This is a genomic window from Phenylobacterium sp. (genome assembly GCF_036563385.1).
Taxonomy (GTDB): Bacteria; Pseudomonadota; Alphaproteobacteria; order Caulobacterales; family Caulobacteraceae; genus Phenylobacterium.
On record NZ_DATCML010000012.1, the window covers coordinates 476,757 to 496,164 of the forward strand.

At 70.9% G+C, this 19,408-nt stretch carries 21 protein-coding genes; 7 read left to right on the forward strand and 14 right to left on the reverse strand.

From position 1 onward, the window contains the following. Positions 1–58: 58 nt before the first annotated feature. Positions 59–847, forward strand: coding sequence for an alpha/beta fold hydrolase (locus VIL67_RS13530; RefSeq protein WP_332049425.1), 789 nt, complete (start codon positions 59–61; stop codon positions 845–847). Continuing rightward, positions 840–2,531 carry an ATP-binding protein gene (locus VIL67_RS13535; protein ID WP_332049426.1) on the forward strand — a complete coding sequence of 564 codons (1,692 nt, stop codon included), beginning with the start codon at positions 840–842 and terminating at the stop codon, positions 2,529–2,531. The genes VIL67_RS13530 and VIL67_RS13535 overlap by 8 nt, the downstream gene beginning before the upstream one ends. A gap of 13 nt (positions 2,532–2,544) precedes the next feature. Here the strand turns inward: VIL67_RS13535 and VIL67_RS13540 are convergent, their stop codons facing one another. Next, entirely contained in the window at positions 2,545–2,757 is a 213-nt protein-coding gene (locus VIL67_RS13540; RefSeq protein ID WP_332049427.1) for a hypothetical protein, read from the reverse strand. 56 nt (positions 2,758–2,813) lie between these two features. Next, positions 2,814–3,329, reverse strand: a complete 516-nt coding sequence (gene gloA / locus VIL67_RS13545) for a lactoylglutathione lyase (RefSeq protein WP_332049428.1) — start codon at positions 3,327–3,329, stop codon at positions 2,814–2,816. A 78-nt stretch (positions 3,330–3,407) separates the two neighbouring features. On the opposite strand from gloA, the gene VIL67_RS13550 reads away from it, so the two are divergent. Further along, on the forward strand, positions 3,408–4,199 hold the full coding sequence (locus VIL67_RS13550; protein WP_332049429.1) for a tryptophan 2,3-dioxygenase: 792 nt from the start codon (positions 3,408–3,410) through the stop codon (positions 4,197–4,199). 355 nt (positions 4,200–4,554) lie between these two features. Here VIL67_RS13550 and VIL67_RS13555 read toward each other — a convergent pair whose 3' ends face one another. The 6 genes from VIL67_RS13555 to VIL67_RS13580 all read right to left on the reverse strand — a co-directional run bounded on the left by VIL67_RS13555 (position 4,555) and on the right by VIL67_RS13580 (position 8,323). Continuing rightward, a complete protein-coding gene (locus tag VIL67_RS13555) occupies positions 4,555–5,442 on the reverse strand; it encodes a TraB/GumN family protein (RefSeq protein WP_332049430.1) in 888 nt (295 codons plus the stop codon). Positions 5,443–5,468: 26 nt separating this feature from the next. Further along, entirely contained in the window at positions 5,469–5,666 is a 198-nt protein-coding gene (locus VIL67_RS13560; RefSeq protein WP_332049431.1) for a helix-turn-helix transcriptional regulator, read from the reverse strand. Between the two features lie 12 nt (positions 5,667–5,678). Continuing rightward, positions 5,679–6,092, reverse strand: a complete 414-nt coding sequence (locus tag VIL67_RS13565) for a hypothetical protein (RefSeq protein WP_332049432.1) — start codon at positions 6,090–6,092, stop codon at positions 5,679–5,681. A gap of 8 nt (positions 6,093–6,100) precedes the next feature. Beyond that, positions 6,101–6,292, reverse strand: coding sequence for a hypothetical protein (locus tag VIL67_RS13570; RefSeq protein WP_332049433.1), 192 nt, complete (start codon positions 6,290–6,292; stop codon positions 6,101–6,103). Between the two features lie 87 nt (positions 6,293–6,379). After that, positions 6,380–7,261 (reverse strand): TraB/GumN family protein, encoded by an 882-nt coding sequence (locus VIL67_RS13575; RefSeq protein WP_332049434.1) that lies wholly within the window; start codon positions 7,259–7,261, stop codon positions 6,380–6,382. Positions 7,262–7,300: 39 nt separating this feature from the next. Further along, positions 7,301–8,323 (reverse strand): 2'-deoxycytidine 5'-triphosphate deaminase, encoded by a 1,023-nt coding sequence (locus VIL67_RS13580; RefSeq protein WP_332049435.1) that lies wholly within the window; start codon positions 8,321–8,323, stop codon positions 7,301–7,303. Between the two features lie 297 nt (positions 8,324–8,620). Here VIL67_RS13580 and metZ point away from each other — a divergent pair, with 297 nt between their 5' ends. Further along, complete coding sequence (metZ, locus tag VIL67_RS13585; protein WP_332049436.1) at positions 8,621–9,805, forward strand: O-succinylhomoserine sulfhydrylase; 1,185 nt, start codon at positions 8,621–8,623, stop codon at positions 9,803–9,805. 121 nt (positions 9,806–9,926) lie between these two features. Here the strand turns inward: metZ and VIL67_RS13590 are convergent, their stop codons facing one another. From VIL67_RS13590 to VIL67_RS13610, 5 genes are all read right to left on the reverse strand, one after another. After that, positions 9,927–10,835: an Hsp33 family molecular chaperone gene (locus VIL67_RS13590; RefSeq protein ID WP_332049437.1), complete on the reverse strand. Its 909-nt coding sequence runs from the start codon at positions 10,833–10,835 to the stop codon at positions 9,927–9,929. An 80-nt stretch (positions 10,836–10,915) separates the two neighbouring features. Next, positions 10,916–12,565, reverse strand: coding sequence for a serine hydrolase domain-containing protein (locus VIL67_RS13595; protein ID WP_332049438.1), 1,650 nt, complete (start codon positions 12,563–12,565; stop codon positions 10,916–10,918). Between the two features lie 63 nt (positions 12,566–12,628). Continuing rightward, positions 12,629–13,564 (reverse strand): ornithine carbamoyltransferase, encoded by a 936-nt coding sequence (gene argF / locus VIL67_RS13600; protein WP_332049439.1) that lies wholly within the window; start codon positions 13,562–13,564, stop codon positions 12,629–12,631. Continuing rightward, entirely contained in the window at positions 13,561–14,745 is a 1,185-nt protein-coding gene (locus tag VIL67_RS13605; RefSeq protein WP_332049475.1) for an aspartate aminotransferase family protein, read from the reverse strand. Before VIL67_RS13605 ends, argF begins: the two co-directional genes overlap by 4 nt. Before the next feature lie 183 nt (positions 14,746–14,928). Next, positions 14,929–15,747 (reverse strand): ABC transporter permease, encoded by an 819-nt coding sequence (locus VIL67_RS13610; protein WP_332049440.1) that lies wholly within the window; start codon positions 15,745–15,747, stop codon positions 14,929–14,931. A gap of 227 nt (positions 15,748–15,974) precedes the next feature. On the opposite strand from VIL67_RS13610, the gene gcrA reads away from it, so the two are divergent. The 3 genes from gcrA to VIL67_RS13625 all read left to right on the forward strand — a co-directional run bounded on the left by gcrA (position 15,975) and on the right by VIL67_RS13625 (position 18,348). Next, positions 15,975–16,484: a cell cycle sigma 70 cofactor GcrA gene (gene gcrA, locus VIL67_RS13615; RefSeq protein ID WP_332049441.1), complete on the forward strand. Its 510-nt coding sequence runs from the start codon at positions 15,975–15,977 to the stop codon at positions 16,482–16,484. Between the two features lie 132 nt (positions 16,485–16,616). Beyond that, the gene (gene xseA, locus VIL67_RS13620) at positions 16,617–18,101 is read left to right on the forward strand and encodes an exodeoxyribonuclease VII large subunit (RefSeq protein WP_332049442.1); all 1,485 of its coding nucleotides are present in this window, start codon (positions 16,617–16,619) and stop codon (positions 18,099–18,101) included. Between the two features lie 28 nt (positions 18,102–18,129). Then, positions 18,130–18,348: a DUF2093 domain-containing protein gene (locus tag VIL67_RS13625; protein ID WP_332049443.1), complete on the forward strand. Its 219-nt coding sequence runs from the start codon at positions 18,130–18,132 to the stop codon at positions 18,346–18,348. A 53-nt stretch (positions 18,349–18,401) separates the two neighbouring features. On the opposite strand, the gene VIL67_RS13630 is transcribed toward VIL67_RS13625, so the two are convergent. Further along, entirely contained in the window at positions 18,402–19,352 is a 951-nt protein-coding gene (locus tag VIL67_RS13630) for a lysophospholipid acyltransferase family protein (RefSeq protein WP_332049444.1), read from the reverse strand. Positions 19,353–19,408 lie beyond the last annotated feature (56 nt).

A 19,408-nucleotide genomic window follows, 5' to 3' on the forward strand; every position in this document is an offset into this window, starting at 1 on the left:
TGTGTCGGGTTTGCGACTATCAAGGCGGCGGGGAGGGGCGCAGCAGGAGGGCTTTCGGGTGACTGTACTGCAGCGTCACAACGTCAAGGTCAGCGGCCGCGGGGAGCGGGCGATGATCTTCGCGCATGGCTTCGGATGCGATCAGAACATGTGGCGCTTCGTGGCGCCCGCGTTCGAGGACCGGTTCCGCGTGATCCTGTTCGATCATGTGGGGGCCGGCGCGTCGGATCTCTCGGCCTACGATCCCGCGCGATATGAGTCCCTGACTGGCTATGCCGACGATGTCGTCGAGCTGGCCCGGGCGCTGGACGTGACGGACGGCGTCTTCGTCGGGCACTCGGTCAGCGCCATGGTGGGCGTGCTGGCCGCCAAGAAGGCGCCGGAGCTGTTCCGCGACCTTGTGCTGGTTGGTCCCTCCCCCCGGTACATCGACGACGAGGGATATGTGGGCGGCTTCAGCGAGGCGCAGATCCACGAGCTGCTCGACTTCCTGGACAGCAACCACATGGGCTGGTCGCAGGCCATGGCGCCGGTGATCATGGGCAACCCGGACCGGCCGGAACTGGGCGAGGAGCTCACCAACAGCTTCTGCCGCACCGACCCTGACATCGCGCGGCGGTTCGCGCGCACCACCTTCCTCTCCGACAACCGCGCCGACCTGCAGGGCGTGAACACCCGCGCGCTGATCCTGCAGTGTTCGGAGGACGTGATCGCGCCGCGCGAGGTGGGCGAATACGTGCATCGCATGCTGCCCAACAGCCAGCTGGTGATCCTGCAGGCGACGGGCCACTGCCCGAACCTCAGCGCGCCCGAAGAAACGGTCTCGGCGATCCAAGCCTTTGTCTGACGCGCCGACCGTCTCGCCGGTGGAGCCGCCCAGCGAAGAGGACTTTGCCGACCTCTTCGAACAGGCGCCTTGCGGCTACATCTCGGCCGACCCGAGCGGCCGGATCCAGCGGGTCAATGAAACCCTGGCTGCGTGGCTCGGGCTGCCGAAGGCGCAGATGGAGGGCCGGCGCTTCCAAGACCTGCTGAACATCGCCGGCAAGATCTACTACGAGACCCACTTCGCCCCCCTGCTGCGGATGCAGGGCTTCTTCCACGAGGTCGCCCTCGACCTGGTGGGCGACGGCGGCCGGACGCTGCCGGTGCTGGTGAACGCCGTGGAGCGGCGCAGCGCGGCGGGGGGCGCCGAGTTCATCCGCATCACCGTGTTCAACGCCACGGACCGGCGGCGGTACGAGCACGAGCTGCTGGAGGCGCGCCGCGCGGCGGACGAGGCGACCGCCGAGCTTCGCGAGCTGAACGCCACCCTGGAGGCTCGGGTGGCCGAGGCGGTCGCCGAGCGCCTGAAGGTCGAGGAGGCGCTGCGGCAGGCGCAGAAGATGGAGGCCATCGGCCAGCTGACCGGTGGGATCGCGCACGACTTCAACAACCTGCTGACGGTGATCCTGGGCGGGCTGGAGACGGTCAGCCGGCAGGTCGTCGCGCTCCCCGGCTCGCCGGCCACCGAGCGGATCGAACGCGCGGTGCGCATGGCCACGCATGGCGCCGAGCGGGCCGCCACCCTGACCGCCCGGCTGCTGGCGTTCGCGCGCCGGCAGCCGCTGGCTCCCAAGCCCGTGGACGCCGGCCGCCTGATCACCAACCTGGCCGACCTGCTGCAGCGGACCCTGGGCGAGACCATCGACCTGGAGACCGTGTCAGGCGCGGGGCTGTGGCGGGCCATGGCCGACACGGGCGAGCTCGAGAACGCTCTGGTTAACCTGGCGGTCAACGCCCGGGACGCCATGCCCGGCGGCGGGCGGCTGACCATCGAGACCAGCAACGCCTACCTGGACGACGACTATGTGGCCGCGATCCCCGAGCCGGTCACACCTGGGCAGTACGTGTTGATCGCCGTCAGCGACACCGGGACAGGCATGTCGCCCGAGACCCTGGCGCAGGTGTTTGAACCGTTCTTCACAACCAAGGACACCGGCAAGGGCACGGGCCTGGGCCTGAGCCAGGTGTACGGCTTCGTGCGCCAGTCGGGCGGGCACGTGCGCATCTACAGCGAGCTCGGCGAAGGCACGACGGTGAAGATCTACCTTCCGCGCCTCACCTCGGACCAACCGACGGCGGAGGAGGAGGACCGCGCGCGCGACGCGCCGGTCCACGGGGGCATGGAGACCATCCTGGTGGTGGAGGACCACGACGACCTTCGCTCCTACAGCACCGGCGTCCTGCGCGAACTCGGCTATCGGGTGCTGGAAGCCGCCAACGGGCGCAGCGCCCTGGAGGTGCTGCAGGGCGCCAACGACGTGGCCCTGCTGTTCACCGACGTGGTGCTCCCCGACGGAATGGACGGCCGGCGGCTGGCCGACGAGGTGCAGCGACGCCGGCCCGGGACCAAGGTCCTGTTCACCACCGGCTACACGCGCAACGCCATCGTGCACAACGGACGGCTGGACGCTGGCGTGCACCTGATCGGCAAGCCGTTCAGCTTCAACGACCTGGCGATCAAGGTCCGCGCCGTCCTGGACAGCTGAAGCCGCTCGGGCGTCAGGCGGGCGGCGTGTGGCCGGCCTGGCGCTCCAGCTGGCTCTGCTCGTCGGTGTCGGCCGGCGGCGGGGCGGCGTCGGCAGGCGGGTCATCGGGCCAGCGGGCCGGGGTGGCCGTGTGCGGGGCGTCGGCGAGGCCGGGAGCCGCGGCGGGATCGTCGGAGGCGGCGGGATCGGCGCCGCCCTCCACCATGCGTCGGGTCTGTTCGCCCATGGCGGGTCCTCCTGTTGCGTCGGGTGGAGGACGCGGCAGGGCGGGCCGCGGTTCCGTCAGGCGCCGGCGGCCATGACCGGGGCCATGCCGTTCGGGGACAGGATCTCGATCCAGTAGCCGTCGGGGTCGGTGATGAAGGCGATGCCCTTCATGACGCCGTCGTCCGGGCGCTTGCGGAAGGGGACGCCCAGCTGCTCGAAGCGGGCGCAGGCGGCGGCGACGTCCGGGACGCTGATGCCCAAGTGGCCGAAGCCGCGCGGCTCGGCGTTGCCGTCGTGGTAGCCCTTGAAGTCGGGGTCGCTCTCGGTGCCCCAGTTGTGGGTCAGCTCCAGCGTCGTCTCGCGGCTGAAGATGAAGCGGGCGCGCTCGGCCGGATCCTCGGGGACGGTCTCGCCGTCGGCCAGGTAGGCCATGAAGTAGAGCGAGAACTTCATCGGCGGGAAGTCGAGCTTCTGCAGCAGCGTCATGCCGAGCACGTCGCGGTAGAAGGCGACGGAGGCTTGCGGATCGCGCACCCGAAGCATGGTCTGGTTGAGGGTGAAGCCGGCGGTGGCGGGGTGGCGCTGGGTCATGTGGGTCTCCGGGAGGGCCTGCCGAGCTAGTCGCCGGGGGCATTTCCCGCAAGGCCGCGGCGGCCTAGTTTCCGGCCCATGTCCGAACCCATGACCTATGCGCGCTACCTGGGCCTCGACGCCCTGCTGGGCGCCCAGACGCCGCTCTCCGACCGCCACGACGAGCTCCTGTTCATCGTCATCCATCAGACGAAGGAGCTGTGGCTGAAGGAGATCATCCACGAGGTGAAGCTGGCGAGGCGCCTGGTGGCCGCCGGCGACCTGGAGCCGGCGTACAAGGCGCTGGCGCGGGTGTCGCGGATCCAGACCATCATGACGCTGAGCTGGGACGTGCTGGCCACGCTCACGCCGGCCGACTACCTGAGCTTCCGCGAGAGCCTGGGGACGAGCTCGGGCTTCCAGTCGCACCAGTTCCGAGAACTGGAATACCTGCTGGGGCTGAAGGACGAGAGCTTCCTGCGCTTCCATGCGGAGCGGCCGGAGGTGCTGGCCGAGCTGAAGGCGGCGCTGGAGGGGCCCAGCCTCTACGACCTGGCCATCGCCCAGCTGCCCGCCCACGGGCTCGTGCTGCCGGACGCGGTGCTGATGCGGGACGCGTCCAAGCCCTACCAGCCCTCGCAGGCGGTGGAGGACGCCTGGCTGGCGGTCTATGGCGACACCCAGCGCTGGTGGGAGCTCTACCAGCTGGCCGAGAAGCTGGTGGACCTGGACGACGCCCTGCTGACCTGGCGCTACAAGCACGTGCTGACGGTGGAGCGGATCATCGGCGGCAGGCCCGGCACCGGAGGGACGGAGGGCTCGGGCTACCTGCAGAAGACGCTGGGCCGGCGGGCCTTCCCCGAGCTGTGGAGCCTCCGGACGCGGCTTTGATCCTGCACGGCGTCTCCTCCGCCCCTCGGCGACCCGTCGACCGCAGCGAGGGAAGCTCTCGGCATGTCATGGATCCTCGCGTTCTCGCCTATCGCCCCCCTGCTGACGCCTGGCATGCGGTCCCTGGCTGCCTGCGCGGTGTTCGGGCTCGGAGCGACAGTGGGCGCCGTGGTCATGTTCGAGAGCGCTCCGCCCGCCGGCGACAAGGCCGGCCTCGCGCTCGTGGTGGTCTTCATGTGGTTCGTGACGCTGCTCCTGGCCTGCGCCGTGCGGCTTGGGGCGCACATGATCAGCAGTGAGCAGGCGGCGTCCCGGAGCATCGGGCGCCATCATCAGACGCCCCTGAACCCCTCCCCTACTCCCGCGTCGCCTGGATCCCGCGCTTGGCGAGCTGGGCCTGGACGCTGTCGGGGCCAACGAGGTGGCCGGCGCCGACGGCGACGAAGCTGACGCCCGAGCCTTTCAGCTTCTCGGCGAGCTGGTTGGCCCAGTCCTTGTTCCGGGCGACGACGACCACCTTGTACATCTCGGGGTAGTCGCGGCGGGTCTCCTCGACGAACTCCTTCTCCAGGGCGGCCATGTCGCCGGCCGCCCAGGCCGCGACCATGCGGTCGAGCTGGGCGGGTCCTTCGGCCACGTCGTCGAGGGTGGCGCGCAGGAGGTCGACCTCCACGTCCGGCGCCATGTCTGCGAAGAAGCGCAGCTGCTGCTCGAGGGTCTCCAGGGCGCCGACCGGCTTGCCGGCGGCCTTCGCCTCGGCCTGCAGGATGGTCTCGACGCCGCTCTTGGGATCGTAGCCGGCCTGGATCATCGGGGTGACGGCGAGCGTGAGGGCGGCGAGCCAGGGGCGCATGGGCTCCAGGGCGCCGTCCGGCAGGCCCATGGCCTTGGCGGCCGCGGCGAGCCTCGGCCGGTCGGCGGCGGGCAGCTTGGAGGACAGGGGCCGGGCGGCGTCGACGCCGAAGCGGGCGATCAGCGGCTGGGCGGCGGCGACGTCGTCGGCGCCCACCACCTCGATCACCAGTTCGCGGCTGTCGGCCAGCGCCCGGGCCATCTTGGCCGAGCGCCACTCGGTCCCGGGCTTCAGCACGTGCACCGTGCCATAAAGATAGATGGTGCTGTCGTGGTCGCGGATCGCCCAGAGCGCCGGCTCGGCGGCGGCGGGCGTGGCGGCGGCGACGGTCGCCAGAGCGGCGCTGGCAAGCGCCAGGCGGCGGCCGGCGCGGAGGAGCTTGGTCAGCATGGAAGGTCCTTGCGTGCGGGCGGCGCTCAGGCCGCCTCGTCCTGGAAGATGGCTTCGATCGGCAGGTCGAAGACCCGGGCGATCTTGAAGGCGAGCGGCAGGCTGGGGTCGTACTTGCCGGTCTCGATGGCGTTGACGCTCTGACGCGAGACGCCGAGCCGGTCGGCCAGGTCGCCCTGGCTCCAGTCGCGCTCGGCGCGGAGCACCTTGAGGCGGTTCTTCACGGGAGCGGCCTCCTAGCGCTTGGCGATCCACCAGCCGGCCCATACCAGCAAGTAGCCGACGAGCTGGGCGGAGACGACGCCGATGAGCCCGAGCTCCACCAGGTCGGCGGGGCTGCGCCCGCCGCCAAGGCCTGTTTCGAGCAGGTGGGGCCAGTGGTGCTCGGCCGCGATGAACGCCAGGAAGGCGACCACCATCCCGAAGGAGCCGCCCCACATCCAGGCGGTCTTGTGGGCCTCGCGGGCGACCTCGTCGAGGGCGCGCCAGCAGAAGATGGAGGCGGCGGCGGTGGCGACCAGGGAGATCACCGCCCAGGCGAGGAAGGCGACCGGGTGCTGCACCAGGCTGACGGACACGCCGAGCAGCAGGGCGAAGACCAGGGTGAGCACGATCGGCAGGGTGCGTCGGAGGGAGGGCGACAGGGCCATGGGGCTCCTCAAGGGTTTACGCCGACGGAGACCGCGACCACGGCGCCGGCCAGCTGGGCCAGGACGACGGGCGGCTGTTGCGCCAGCTCGAGGGATGGAGGGTTCAGGAGCAGGGCCGCCCCGGCCACGGCATAGGCGCCGAGCACGACGGCCGCGAAGGCCGAGATCAGGCTCCAGAAGGTGGGCCGGCGAAGCGGCATAGCAAGCTCCCTTGTCTTGATGACAAGGAAACATGACAACCAAAGTCTGTCAAGCGTGCATGACAGAATGTCAGGCCTGCTTGTTAGCTACTGGACCCGGGTGACCTGGAAGCCGCGGGCGGCGAGGAGCGCCGGAAGGCCCTCGTCGCCCACCATGTGGAGGGCGCCCACATTGACCAGCTCGACGCCTGCGCCGGCCATCTCGGCGGCGAGCTGGTCGGCCCACTGGAGGTTCCGGCGCTTGAGGAGGGCGTCGTAGAGGCCGGGGTTTTCGTCCCGCAGCTGCCCAACCAGGGCCGGGCCGAGACGGGCGAGGTCGCCGGCGGCCCAGGCCTGCTCCAGCGAGCCGTGGTGGCGGCGCAGGGTCAGCCGGGGTCCCTGCCCCCGCTGGCGGATGACGTCGGTGAGGTAACGGATCTCGGCGGGCTCGGAGAGGCTAGCGAACAGGCGGGCCTGGTCCTCGAGGGTCTCGAAAGCGCGCACCCTCTTGGCCCGTTCGCGAGCGTCGCGGGTGACGGTGAAGTCGGCGCCCGCCTCCACCCGCGCGCCGCGGCCGAGCATGGGCTGCACGGAGAGCATCAGGGCGGCCGCCCAGGGGCGCAGATGGTCTATCCGCGAGAGGTCCACGTGGCGCTGGAGGGCGGCGAGGTCGGCGGCGGGCAGCTTGCGCGACAGCGGCCGGGCCGCATCGACCCCGTAGCGGTCCACGATGCCGGCGATGCTCTGCGGGTCGGCGGTGTCGAGGTCGGCCTCGAACCAGACGGTGTCGGCGCGGGCGAGCACCGCGTCGTAGGCCGGCGTGCGCCAGCGGGTGGCGGGGTCGAGCGCATGCAGGGTGCCGAACAGGTAGATCTCGGAGTCAGCGTCGCGGACGACCCAGAGCGCCGGCGCGGCGGCGGCCACGCCCGCCATGCAGAGCGCCGAGACCAGCGCGGTCGCCGCCAGCGCGGCTCTGCGAACGAAGCCCACTCGACCGCCCCCCTCAGGCGGGGCGGGCTTGTCTCGCCCTTACTCGCCCCAGACCCTGAAGTGCTTGGATAGTTTGAGCCCTTGGCGCTGGTAATGCGACCCGAGGTCGCCGTAGAGCCGCGTCGGCCGCTCGGTGAGCGGCTCGTAGACCAGGCGGGCCACGGTCTGGCTGTCCTCCAGGATGAACGGCGTCTCGTGGCTGCGCACCTCGAGCACGCCGCGCGAGCCCTTGCCGTGCGCCTCGTCGGTGCCGAAGCCGGGGTCGAAGAAGCCGGCGTAGTGCACCCGGAACTCGCCCACGGAGGGGTCGATCGGGGTCATCTCGGCGGCTTCCAGCACCGGGATCTCGACGGCCTCCTTGGACGCCAGGATGTAGAACTCGCCGGGATCGAGGAGCAGCTGACCGTTCTGCGGGACCAGGGGCTCCCAGTAGAGCCGCGGGTCGTGGCCGTCGACGTTGTCCAGGTCGACCACAGGGGCGTGGCGGCGGCCGCGGAAGCCGGCGACCTCGCCCGTGAGATCGACGCCGACGCTCTCGGTGCGCAGGCGCGGCGGCTCGCCGGTCTTGAGGCGCAGCTGGTTCAGGCGAGTGCCGCGGCGGACCAGGACCGAGAAGGTCTGCGGCGCGATCTCGATGTAGGTGGGGCCGTGATAGCCCTCGACCACGTCGTCGAAGGCCGGGCCGCCGTCGGACAGCAGGCGCACGAAGACATCGACGCGGCCGGTGGAGCTCTTCGGATTGGCGCGGGCCGAGACGCCCTTGGGCAGGGCGAGACGCTCCTGCAGCTCGGCGATGTAGACGCAGCCCTTTTCCAGCACGGCGCCCTTTGAGAGGTCGAGTTCGTGCATGGCCACGTCGGCGATGCGCTGGGCCACCGTCTGGCCGAGCCGGGGCAGGAAGGAGGCCCGCACCCGCCAGCAGCGGGCGGCGAGGCGCAGGTCCAGGCTGGCCGGCTGGACCTGGTCGTCGTCGAAGCGGTCTTCGGACGTGATGGCGCCCTGGGCGATCAGGGCGTCGATGGACTGGCAGGGCAGGATGCCCGGGCGGAGGTATTCGCTCATGGGCGGCGAAGCCTTAGCGCAGATGGGGAGTCTTGCAAGGGGCAGCCCTCTCCTCTCCCGCGCGGCACGCGTGGGAGAGGTCGGGTGAGGGCGGCTCGGCCTCTCCCGGCAGGCAGGGCGTTCGACCCGGTGCAGGCGGGTTCAACCGGAGCGGCGGGGGCGAGCACGGCGCCGCCCTCACCCTGCCCTCTCCCGCAAGCCGGAGAGGAGACGAGCTATCCGCCGCTTCAGCATCGCTGCCTTGACGCAGCGTCCCCGCCTGCCGTTCATGCGCCTCCGCTGCCGAAGGAGGGCGTCATGGCTGAAGATCCGCGCGACTGGGAAGAAGCGACCCGGGCGGTGCGCGGCGGCATGGCCCGCTCGCCCTATGGAGAGATCTCGGAAGCGCTCTTCCTCACCCAGAGCTTCGCCTATGACAGCGCCGGCGCCGCGGACCGGCGGTTCTCCGGCGACGACCCGGGCTTCATCTACCAACGCTTCGGCAACCCCACGACGCAGATCTTCGAGGAGCGGCTCGCGCTGCTGGAGGGCGCCGAGGTCTGCCGGGCCACCGCGTCGGGCATGAGCGCCGTGCACATGGCGCTGATGGGCCTGCTGAAGGCTGGCGACCACCTGGTCGCGGGGCGCGCCCTGTTCGGCTCATGCCGCTGGATCATCTCCGAATGGCTGCCGCGGTTCGGGGTGGAGGCCACCTATGTGGACGCCACGGACCTGGACGCCTGGAAGAACGCGGTCCGGCCCAACACCCGCGCCTTCCTGGTGGAAAGCCCGGCCAATCCGCTGCTGGAGGTGACGGCCATCGGAGCGGTGGCCGAGATCGCCCATGCGGCCGGGGCCAAGCTGGTGGTGGACAACGTCTTCGCCACCCCGATCTTTCAGAAGCCGCTGGCGCTGGGCGCCGACGTGGTCGTCTATTCGGCCACCAAGCACATCGACGGCCAGGGCCGGGTGCTGGGCGGCGCCATCCTCGGCGGGGCCGAACTGATGACCGAGGCCTACAAGGACCTCCTGCGCCACACGGGACCGGCGCTGTCGCCGTTCAACGCCTGGGTGCTGCTGAAGGGGCTGGAGACCCTGGAACTGCGGGTCCGCCGGCAGACGGAGAACGCCGCGCGGGTTGCGAACGCCGTGGCCAGCCACAGCAAGGTGCGCAAGGTGGCCTACTGCGGCCGGCCCGACCACCCGCAGGCGGCGATCATCGCCAACCAGATGACCGGCGGCGGCAACGTCCTGGCCTTCGACCTGGGCAGCCAGGAAGCGGCCTGGCGGTTCCTGGACGCGCTGCAGATCGTCGACATCTCGAACAACCTGGGCGACGCCAAGTCCATGGCGACGCACCCCGCGACCACGACGCACCGGTCGGTGCCGCAGGCGGAGCGCGAGGCCATCGGGCTGACGGACGGCTGGGTGCGGATGAGCGTCGGGCTGGAAGGCGCGGGCGACCTGGTGCGCGACGTCAGCCGGGCGCTGGACGCGGCCTGACGAAATGCTCCCCCGCAGGGGGAGCTGTCGCGAAGCGACTGAGGGGGTTCACCTGCACGGGGTCGGTGCGTGACCCCCCCCACCACTTCGTGGTCCCCCTCCCCCCGGCGGGGGAGGATCCCTACGCCGCCTGCTCGAGCTTTTCGGGCTCCACGGCGTAGACGCGGCTGCAGTATTCGCAGGTGACGTGGATCAGGCCGTCGGGCTCGACCATGTCCTCGCGGTCCTCGCTCGGGAAGGACTTCAGCACCGTCTCGATGCGGTCCTGACTGCAGCGGCAGAAGGCGCGCAGCGGCTGGGAGCCGAACACCCGCACGCCGTCCTCGTGGAAGAGGCGGAACAGCAGGTGGTTCGACGAGAGCAAGGAGTCGATCAGCTCGTCCTCGCCGATCGTCTCGAACAGCGCCTGGGTGCGGTTCCAGGCCTCCTCGGTCGAGCCGCGGGCGTCGTCCTCGGCGATGTTCTGGATCAGCACGCCGCCGGCCCGCCACTTCGGCCCCTCGCCGTCGTCGGCCTGGCCGACCGCCAGCCGAACGCGGGTGGGCGTCTGCTCGGACTGGGCGAAGTACTGCTCGGCGCAAAGCGCCAGGGTCTCGCCCTCGATGGCGGTGATCCCCTGGTAGCGGTCCATGTCCGCGCCCTGGTCGACGGTCATCAGGAAGATGCCCTCGCCCAGCAGGGAGCGGGCGCCGGGGCGCGCGAAGCCGGCCGAGGCCGCAGCGACTTCCTCGGGGTCGAAGCGGCAGTAGCCGCGCAGGCCGCCGGACGTGTCGTAGTCGGCGACCACGTAGCGCACGGCGCCGGAGCCGCGGGCCTCGACGATCAGCCGGCCGTTAAACTTCAGGTTGGAGCCCACCAGGGCGGCGAGCGCGCAGCACTCGCCGAGCAGGTTGGCCACCGGCTCGGGATAGTCGTGCGCGCGCAGGATCTCGTCGATGGAGGCGCCCAGCCGCGCCACGCGGCCGCGCACGGGTTCGCCTTCGATCTGGAAGGCGCCCACCAGGTCGTCAGGGATCTGGGAAGTCAGCATCGGCCCCATATAGGAAAAGGTTCGCGCAAGTCGAGCTTCGCCCTAGGACCCGCGTTCGGCGAGAGGCCGGATGGCCGCAGTCAGTCGCCGGCGCGGACGGAGCGCAGGTCGCGGATGCGCGGGCCCCAGAAGCTGAGCGCCTGCACCCGCCCATCCGGACCGCGGACCAGGCGCACGGTGTCGGGCCCGCTGATCCGGAAGGTGTCAGCGTAGATCGGGGTCAACGCCACGGCGGCGCTGGGGCGGTCGTCCGCCTGCAGCACGAGCCGGCCGCCCTGCACGTTGAGCAGGTGGACCGCGTCGGCCTCGGCGCTGACATAGCGGCCGGCGGCGGCGGCGAGCTCGGCGGCGGACGGGCTCCAGGGCGCAACACGGCGGAAGGCCTGGACCTCCCCCTCCTGGGTGCGGCGCGTGAACCCTTCGCCTGCGAAGCTGATGTCGCCGCCGGCCCCAGCGTAGCGGCCCGGGGCGACGAACTGCAGGGCCGGGCCGCCCTGGACGCGCAGCGCGCCCTGGGCTGCCGCCAGCTCCATCACCGCGCCCGTTCGGTCGTTCACATAGAGGCCGGCCAGGCGCTGGACCTCGTCCATGGGCGCGACGGGCAGCGGCGGCGCGCCCGGCGCGGGCGCTGGGGGCGGGATGAACCGGTCCACCACCTTGTGGCCAAGGACCGCGGTGTTGGCGTCGGCGGCGTTGCAGAGCAGGGCCACGGAGAGCCCCTGCTCCGGGTAGCGGGCGAGCCAGGTGCGGTAGCCGGCGGTGGCGCCGCCGTGGGCGATCTCCAGGGCGGCGAAATGCCGGTCGACGAAGACCCCGCGGGCGTAGGCGATGGTGCGGCCGTCGTTCAGCTTCGACTGGCGTTGCAACTCGGCGGTGACCACCGGGCCGAGCCGGCCCTGGGCGAGGGCTTCGTTCCAGGTCAGCAGGTCGGCGATGGTGGTGAGCAGGGCGCCGTGGCCGTAGGTGTTCTCGAACGGCATGTCCTGCTCCCAGGACCGCCCGGTCCAGCGGTAGGCGATGGCGCGGCCGGGGACCACCTTGCGGAAATCGTCCCGCCACTGGGTCTTCGCCATGCCAAGCGGGCGGAACAGCCGCTCCTGGCTGAACTCGGCCAGCGACCTGCCGCTGACGCGCTGCACCACCAGGGCCGCCAGGTTGTAGCCGGTGTTGGTGTAGGAATACTCCTCGCCCGGCGCGTAGTTCAGGCGCGTCTGACGCGTGGCGATCTGCACCGCCTCGCGGTTGGTGTAGATACGCGAGCCGCGCGGCCAGCCGCCGATCTGGGCCACCTCGCCCCAGTCGCGGAGGCCGCTGGTGTGGTTCAGCAGCTGCTCCAGCGTGATCGGGCGGCCGTAGTCCGGCAGCTCGGGGATGTACTTACGCACATCGTCGGTGAGCGCCACACGCCCGTCCTGCACCAGCGTAAGCAGGGCTGCGGCGGTAAACTGCTTGGCGATGGAGCCGCTCTCGAAGACCGTCTGGGGCGAGTTGCGGACGCCGTGCTCGAGGTCGGACGAGCCCCAGGCGCGGGTCAGCACGGTACGCCCGTTCCGCCCAACGCCCACGGCGCAGCCAGGGGCGTCCGGGCGGTTCCAGGTGGCGAAGATCGGATCGAGGTTCGGCGGCGCCGGCGCTGCGGCGGGCGGCGGGGCCCGGGTGGGGGCTGTCGCCTGGGCCTGGGCGGCGGACGCAGACAGCGCCAGCGCGCCGGCGAGCAGGACGAATTTCATGGACGGCGGACCTCCCCCAACGCGCCCGAGCCTAAGGGTGCGCGGGGGAGGCTGCAAAGGGCCTCAGCCGATGGCGCCGAAGCACCAGGCGAGGATGGACTTCTGCGCGTGGACGCGGTTCTCGGCCTCGTCCCAGACCAGGCTGCGCGGGCCGTCGATCACCTCGTCCGTCACCTCCTCACCGCGGTGGGCGGGCAGGCAGTGCAGGAAGCAGGCGTCCGGATTGGCCAGGTCCATCAGCTTCTCGTCCACTTGGTACGGCTCGAGCGCGTCGAGGCGCTCGTCGTGGTCGGTGTCGCCCATGGACACCCAGGTGTCGGTGATCACGCAGTCGGCGCCGCGGACCGCCTCGCGCGGGTCGTCCGTGGTGACCACGCGGCCCTGCTCCTGCTGGGCGCGGGCAAGGTCGACGAGGTCCGGATGGTAGATCGCCGGGCTGGCGATGTTCAGCTTGAAGCCGAGCTTGGGCGCGGCGTGGATGAAGCTGGCGCACACGTTGTTGCCGTCGCCGATCCAGGCCAGGGTCTTGCCTTCCAGCGGCCCACGATGCTCCTCGAGGGTCAGCAGGTCGGCGATGATCTGGCAGGGATGGCCCTTGTCGGACAGGCCGTTGATCACCGGCACAGTGGCGGCGAGCGCCAGGCGCTCGACGTCCTCGTGGTCGTTGGCGCGGATCATGATGGCGTCGACCATGCGCGAGAGCACGCGGGCGGTGTCCTCGAGCGGCTCGCCGCGACCGAGCTGCATCTCGGCCGCGTTGGAAATGATCGTGTCGCCGCCCAGCTGGCGCATGGCCGCGTCGAACGAGAAGCGCGTGCGGGTGGAGTGCTTCTCGAAGATCATCGCCAGCACGCGGCCGTCGGCGGGCTTGTCGGCGTCGGGCCGACCCTTCGGCCAGCCGAGACGGGCCGCCTTGCGGCGCCGGGCGTCGTCCAGGATGGCCCGCAGGTCGGCGCCGTCGAGCCGCCAGAGGTCGAGGAAGTGACGGACCTGGCTCATGCCGCCGCCGCCTTCGCCTTGGCCCGGGCCGTCTCGCAGGCACGTTCCATCTTCTGGATGGCCTCGGAGGCCTCCTCGACAGTGATGACCAGCGGCGGCAGGAGCCGCACGCAGTTGTCGCCGCCGCCGGCGATCAGCAGGTGCTCGTCGCGCGCGTGCTGCATGAACTCACGGTTCGGGGTGGCGAGCTTGACGCCGATCAGCAGACCCTTGCCGCGGATGTCGACCACCACGTCGGGGTAGCGGTCCTTCAGCCCGGTGAGCTGCTGGCTGAGGAAGCCGGCCACGTCGCGCACGTGCTCCAGCAGCTCGGGCTTCACCAGCTCCTCGAAGGAGGCGAGGCCGACGGCCATGGCCATCGGGTTGCCGCCGTAGGTGGAGCCGTGCGAGCCGGGGGTCATGCCCTTGGCGGCGTTGATCGTGGCCAGGCAGGCGCCCACCGGGAAGCCGCCGCCGAGCGCCTTGGCGACCGCCATGATGTCGGGATAGGCGGCGCCGTCGCACCATTCGTAGGCGAAGAGCTTGCCGGTGCGGCCGAGGCCGCACTGGATCTCGTCGTAAATCAGGAGCGTGCCCGTCTCGTCGCAGAGCTGGCGGATGGCCTTGAGCTCGGCCTCGGACCAGGAGCGCGCGCCGCCCTCGCCCTGCACCGGCTCGAGCAGGATGGCGGCGGTGGTCGGGCCGACCAGCTCTCTCAGGCCTTCGAGGTCGCCGAACTTCGCCTGGACGAAGCCGGGCGGGGTTGGGCCGAAGCCTTCCACGTAGCTCGGGTTGCCGGCGGCGAAGATCGCCCCGATCGTCCGGCCGTGGAACGAGCCGTCGAAGCCGATGATGTCGATGCGCTCGGGCTGGCCGTTGGCCCAGTGGTGCTTGCGCGCCGTCTTGATTGCGCACTCGATGGCCTCGGCGCCCGAGTTGGTGAAGAACACCACGTCGGCGAAGGTGGCGTCGGTCAGCATGCCGGCCAGCTTCTCCTGGTCGGGGATGCGGAAGATGTTGGACGTGTGCCAGACCTTCTCGGCCGCGGTCTGGACAGCCTCGACCAGCTTGGGATGGCCGTGGCCCAGCGCGGTCACCGCGATGCCGGCCATGCAGTCTAGGTATTCGTCGCCCTCGGCGGTGAACAGCTTGACGCCTCGGCCTCGCTCGAACGCCAGCGGGGCGCGCTGGTAGACGCCCATGATGTGGTCGCTGGGAACGGCAGGCGTGGTGGCGTTTTCGGTCACCGTGGAGGCCCTCCAAAATGGAAGCGTCCCCGCCGCTGGGCGACGGGGACTGGAAGGCTTGGCGTTTTCGGCCTCTAAGGCGGGTGTGTCAATCGCGCGCCCGTGAGGCGCGCGCGGCCGCCGGCGTCAGGTCCGAAGTCAGGTTTTGATCTTGTACCCGGTGCGGAACATCCACAGGCAGGCCCAGCCGGTGGCCAGGACCAGCACGACAGTCATGATCGCGCCCACGAGCAGCGAGCCTTCCGCCTGGCCGATGAAGCCGTAGCGGAAGCCGTCGATCAGGTAGAAGAACGGGTTGTAGTGGCTGGCCGTGCGGAACGGCTCGGGCAGGCGCTCGACGAGGTAGAAGGTCCCCGACAGGAAGGTCATTGGCATGATGACGAAGTTGGTGACCGCCGCCATGTGGTCGAACTTCTCGGCCCACAGGCCGGCCATGATGCCGATGAAGCCCATGATCAGCGCAGCGCCGATCCCATAGAAGGCCACCGCCCAGGGCTCGGCCACCGGCAGCCGGGCGAAGGGCAGGATCGCCGCCAGGCTGACCGCCCCCACCAGGATGCCGCGGGTCGCCGCGCCCAGCCCGAAGCCGGCGACGTGCTCGGCCGGCGTCAACGGCGGCGTCAGGAAGTCGCCCATCAGGCCGTTGAACTTTGCCTGCAGCAGGCTGGAGGAGGAGTTGGCGAAGGCGTTGGAAAGGATCTGCATCATCACCAGGCCTGGCGCCACGAAGGTCCCGTATTCGACACCGTGCACGGCGCGGCCGCCGCCCACCGCGACCACGAACACCAGCATGTAGAGCAGCGCCGTCACCACCGGGGCGGCGAGCGTCTGCATGCCCACCTTCAGGAAGCGCCGCACCTCGCGCTGGTAGAGGGTCTTGAGGCCTTCCCAATTGACGCCGGCGTACACGCGCGGCTGCGGCGGCAGGACGGAGGGATCGGCGGGCATATCCTTCATGGCCGCTGATGTGCGCCCATGCGGCCAAGGCCGCAAGCCTGCGACAAAAGCGCAGCTGCTGGACGCTATATCTAGTTCCTGTGGACAAGCGCGAGGGCGCCTATTGTGGGCGTTAGGGGTTCGTTTACTACTAATCGTGGTTGGTAGGCGGTGAGGCTGCTCAACGCCACAAGATGTTGATCCGGAACGCAGGGGTGCGTCCGGGTCCCAGGGTTGGGAGAGGCGAAATGGGTTGGACGGACGAGCGCGTCGAGCTGCTCAAGAAGCTCTGGCAGGACGGCCTTTCGGCCAGCCAGATCGCCAAGCAGCTGGGTGGGGTGACCCGCAACGCAGTCATCGGCAAGGTGCACCGCCTGGGCCTTTCCGGCCGAGCCGCGCCGTCGAAGCCGGCCCGCACCGTCTTCAAGGCTCCGCGCCCCGCCCGCCCGGTGACCGCCGCCCCGTCCGCCCCGCGCCGCATCGCCGAGCCCCTGCCGGTGGCCGCCGCCGTGCAGCCGACGCCGGTCCGCTACATCGAGGAAGCGCCGGGCACGGCGACGGTGCTGACCCTGGGCGCCCACATGTGCAAGTGGCCGATCGGCGATCCGGCCCTGGACAACTTCACCTTCTGCGGCCGCCGCTCCAGCGAAGGCCCCTACTGCCACGAGCACAGCGCGGTGGCCTACCAGCCGGCCCAGACCGGCAAGAAGAAGTCCGGCCCGGCCGAGCTGGCTCGCAGCCTGCGCCGCTACATCTGAGATCCGCCTGCGGGCGGTGCGTGATCCGTTGGGGATGGGGGCGCGTTGGACGCTGCAAGCGGCCGGCGCGCCCTTTCCATTTGCGCCTCATGCCTCATTGGGTTCCGCGTTCCGCATCGCTACCTTCCCCCGATGACCGACCTTGCGCCTGAGTCCACGGCCGGCAGCGGCAACGCCCGGCCCTACTCCGTCTCGGAGCTGGCGTTCGCGCTGAAGCGGACGCTGGAGGACGCCTATGGCTTCGTGCGCCTGCGCGGCGAACTGTCGAAGGTCACCCACCACTCCAACGGCCACGTCTACCTGACCATCAAGGACGACAAGGCGGCCATCGACGGCGTGGTCTGGAAGGGCCAGGTCCGGATGCTGCAGGTTCGCCCGCAGCAGGGGATGGAGGTGGTGGTCACCGGCAAGATCACCGCCTACCCGCAAGGCTCGCGCTACCAAATCGTGATCGAGACGATGGAGCCCGCCGGCGTCGGGGCGCTGCTGGCCCAGCTGGAGCGGCTCAAGGCCAAGCTGCAGGCCGAGGGGCTGTTCGAGCCCGCGCGCAAGAAGCCTCTGCCGTCGATGCCCGCCGTGGTGGGGGTGATCACCTCCCCCACCGGCGCCGTGATCCGCGACATCCTGCACCGCATCCGCGACCGCTGGCCCTGCCGGGTGGTGGTCTGGCCGGTGGTGGTGCAGGGCGACGCCGCCGCGGGCCAGGTCTGCGCCGCCATCCGGGGCTTCTGTGCGCTCGACCCGAACGGACCGATCCCGAAGCCGGACGTGCTGATCGTGGCGCGGGGCGGCGGCTCGGTGGAGGACCTCTGGCCGTTCAACGACGAGCAGCTGGCCCGCACGGCGGCCGCCTGCACCATCCCGCTGATCAGCGCCGTGGGCCACGAGACGGACACCACGCTCATCGACTTCGTCTCCGACCGGCGCGCGCCGACGCCCACCGCGGCGGCGGAGATGGCGACGCCGGTCCTCTCGGAGCTGAAGGCGCTGGTCAGCGACTTCGGGACGCGGATGCACCGCTGCGCCGGCCGCGTGGTGGAGGACCGCCGCGCTCGGGTGCAGCACGCCGACCGGGCGCTGAAGCGGGTGCCGGATCTCGTCGAGATGGCGGCGCAGCGCTTCGGGATCGTCTCCAGCCGGCTGGGCGCCGGGCTGGCCAAGAACGCCGCGGCGCACGAACGGGACCTGGTTCGCGTCTCGGCCCGCCTCTCCCCCCTGCTGCTGCAACGGCCACAACAGGTGCAGAAGGACCGGCTGGACCGCCTGGCGGTGCGGCTGCAGCCGGCGGCGGAGCGCAAGCTGGACCGGCTGGCCGAGCGGCTGACCGCCCTAGGCAAACTGCACGCCAGCGTCGATCCGGAGCGGCCGCTGGAGCGCGGCTTCGCGCGGGTGACGCGAACGGACGGCTCGATCGTCCACGCGGGCGCCAGCCTGGCCTCCGGCGAACCCGTGTCGATCAAGTTCGGCGACCGGGTCAGCCGGCAGGCGGTGATCGACGGGGCCGCCGCGGAAGGGTCCGGACCGCAGGCGCAGCCGCCCACACCGGTCCTGGCGCCCGCCAAGCCCGCAAGGCCGAAGCCGAAGGCGGCCGACCCGGCGCAGGGCGACCTGTTCTGAGGCCGGCCGGCGCGCTATATCGGCGACCATGAACGCCCACGACCGCGACTTCACCGGCCAGGACCTCGCCAAGCTGCACTACGGCGACGGCGACTTCGCCGTCCTGAAGCCGGGCCGCTACGTGATCTGCGCGGTGACGGGCAAGAAGGTGCCGCTCGAGCAGCTCCGCTACTGGAGCGCGCCGCTGCAGGAGGCCTACGCCGGCCCGGCCGAGGCGCTGCAGCGCTGGAAGGAAACGAACAAGTAGCCGGCTCGTCCCGCCGGAAGCGGGACCCATTCGGGCGAGCGGCGGTCCTGGAGTCAGCTTGGGCCCCGGCTTTCGCCGGGGTGAGCGGTGTCTTTTGCGGCCTTGTAGATCTCGTTCGGCCAGCGCTTGTGGACCCAGAACCACTCGGGCGGGCGGGCGCGGATGCGGTCCTCCATCCAGGCGTTGACCACGCGCACGCCCGCCTCGATGTCCGCGGCCCGGTCGCCGGTGTCGGCGAGGTAGATCGGTTCGTGGACGATGACCCGGAAGCGGGCCTTGTCCTTGCGCTCGACGCTCATCGGCTGCAGCGGGACGCCGTAGCGCAGGGCGAAGGATGAGGGGCCGGGGGCCGTGTGTGCCATCACCCCGAACAACGGCGCGGCGACCCCGCCGTTGAACTTCTGGTCGTTCATCAGCGCCACGGACTCGCCGCGGGCCAGCGCCCGGAGCAGCTCGCGGGCGCCGTCCGTCCCTTTGGGCGCGAAGAGGCGCACCCCGTAGCGGAAGCGGCTGCGGCGGATACGGGCGTCCACGTGCGGGTTGTTGGTGGCGCGGTAGGTGATCTGGCAGGTGACGCCCGAGTGGATGATCACGGCGGGCATGATCTCGAACGACGAGAAGTGGCCGGAGATGAACACGACCGGGCCCGCGCCGTCGCGGATCGCCGCCAGCCGGTCGGCGCCCAGCACTTCCACCCGGTTCGGGTCGGCGATGATCCGGTCGAGGATCGGGAACTCGGCAAACCAGCGGCCGAGGTGGGCCCACTGCTCCGCCAGCAGGGCGGCGATCTCGGCGTCCGTCTTTTCCGGGAACGCGATGCGCAGGTTGGTGTCGGCGACCCTGTGGGCGCTGGTGAGCGGGCCCACCCGTGCGAACAGGCCGGCGCCGAAGTCCGAGACGGCGTCGATCGGGAAGGCGCGGGCGAGCGCCTCCAGCACATCGTAGGCGAAGGCCTCCAGACGCCAGCCGATGTCCTGCCAGATCGAAGGCTTCTTCTCCGCCATGGCCCCTACCTAGGCGGCGTCGCCCGATCCGTCCAACTCGCGTGGCGCGCGACTTG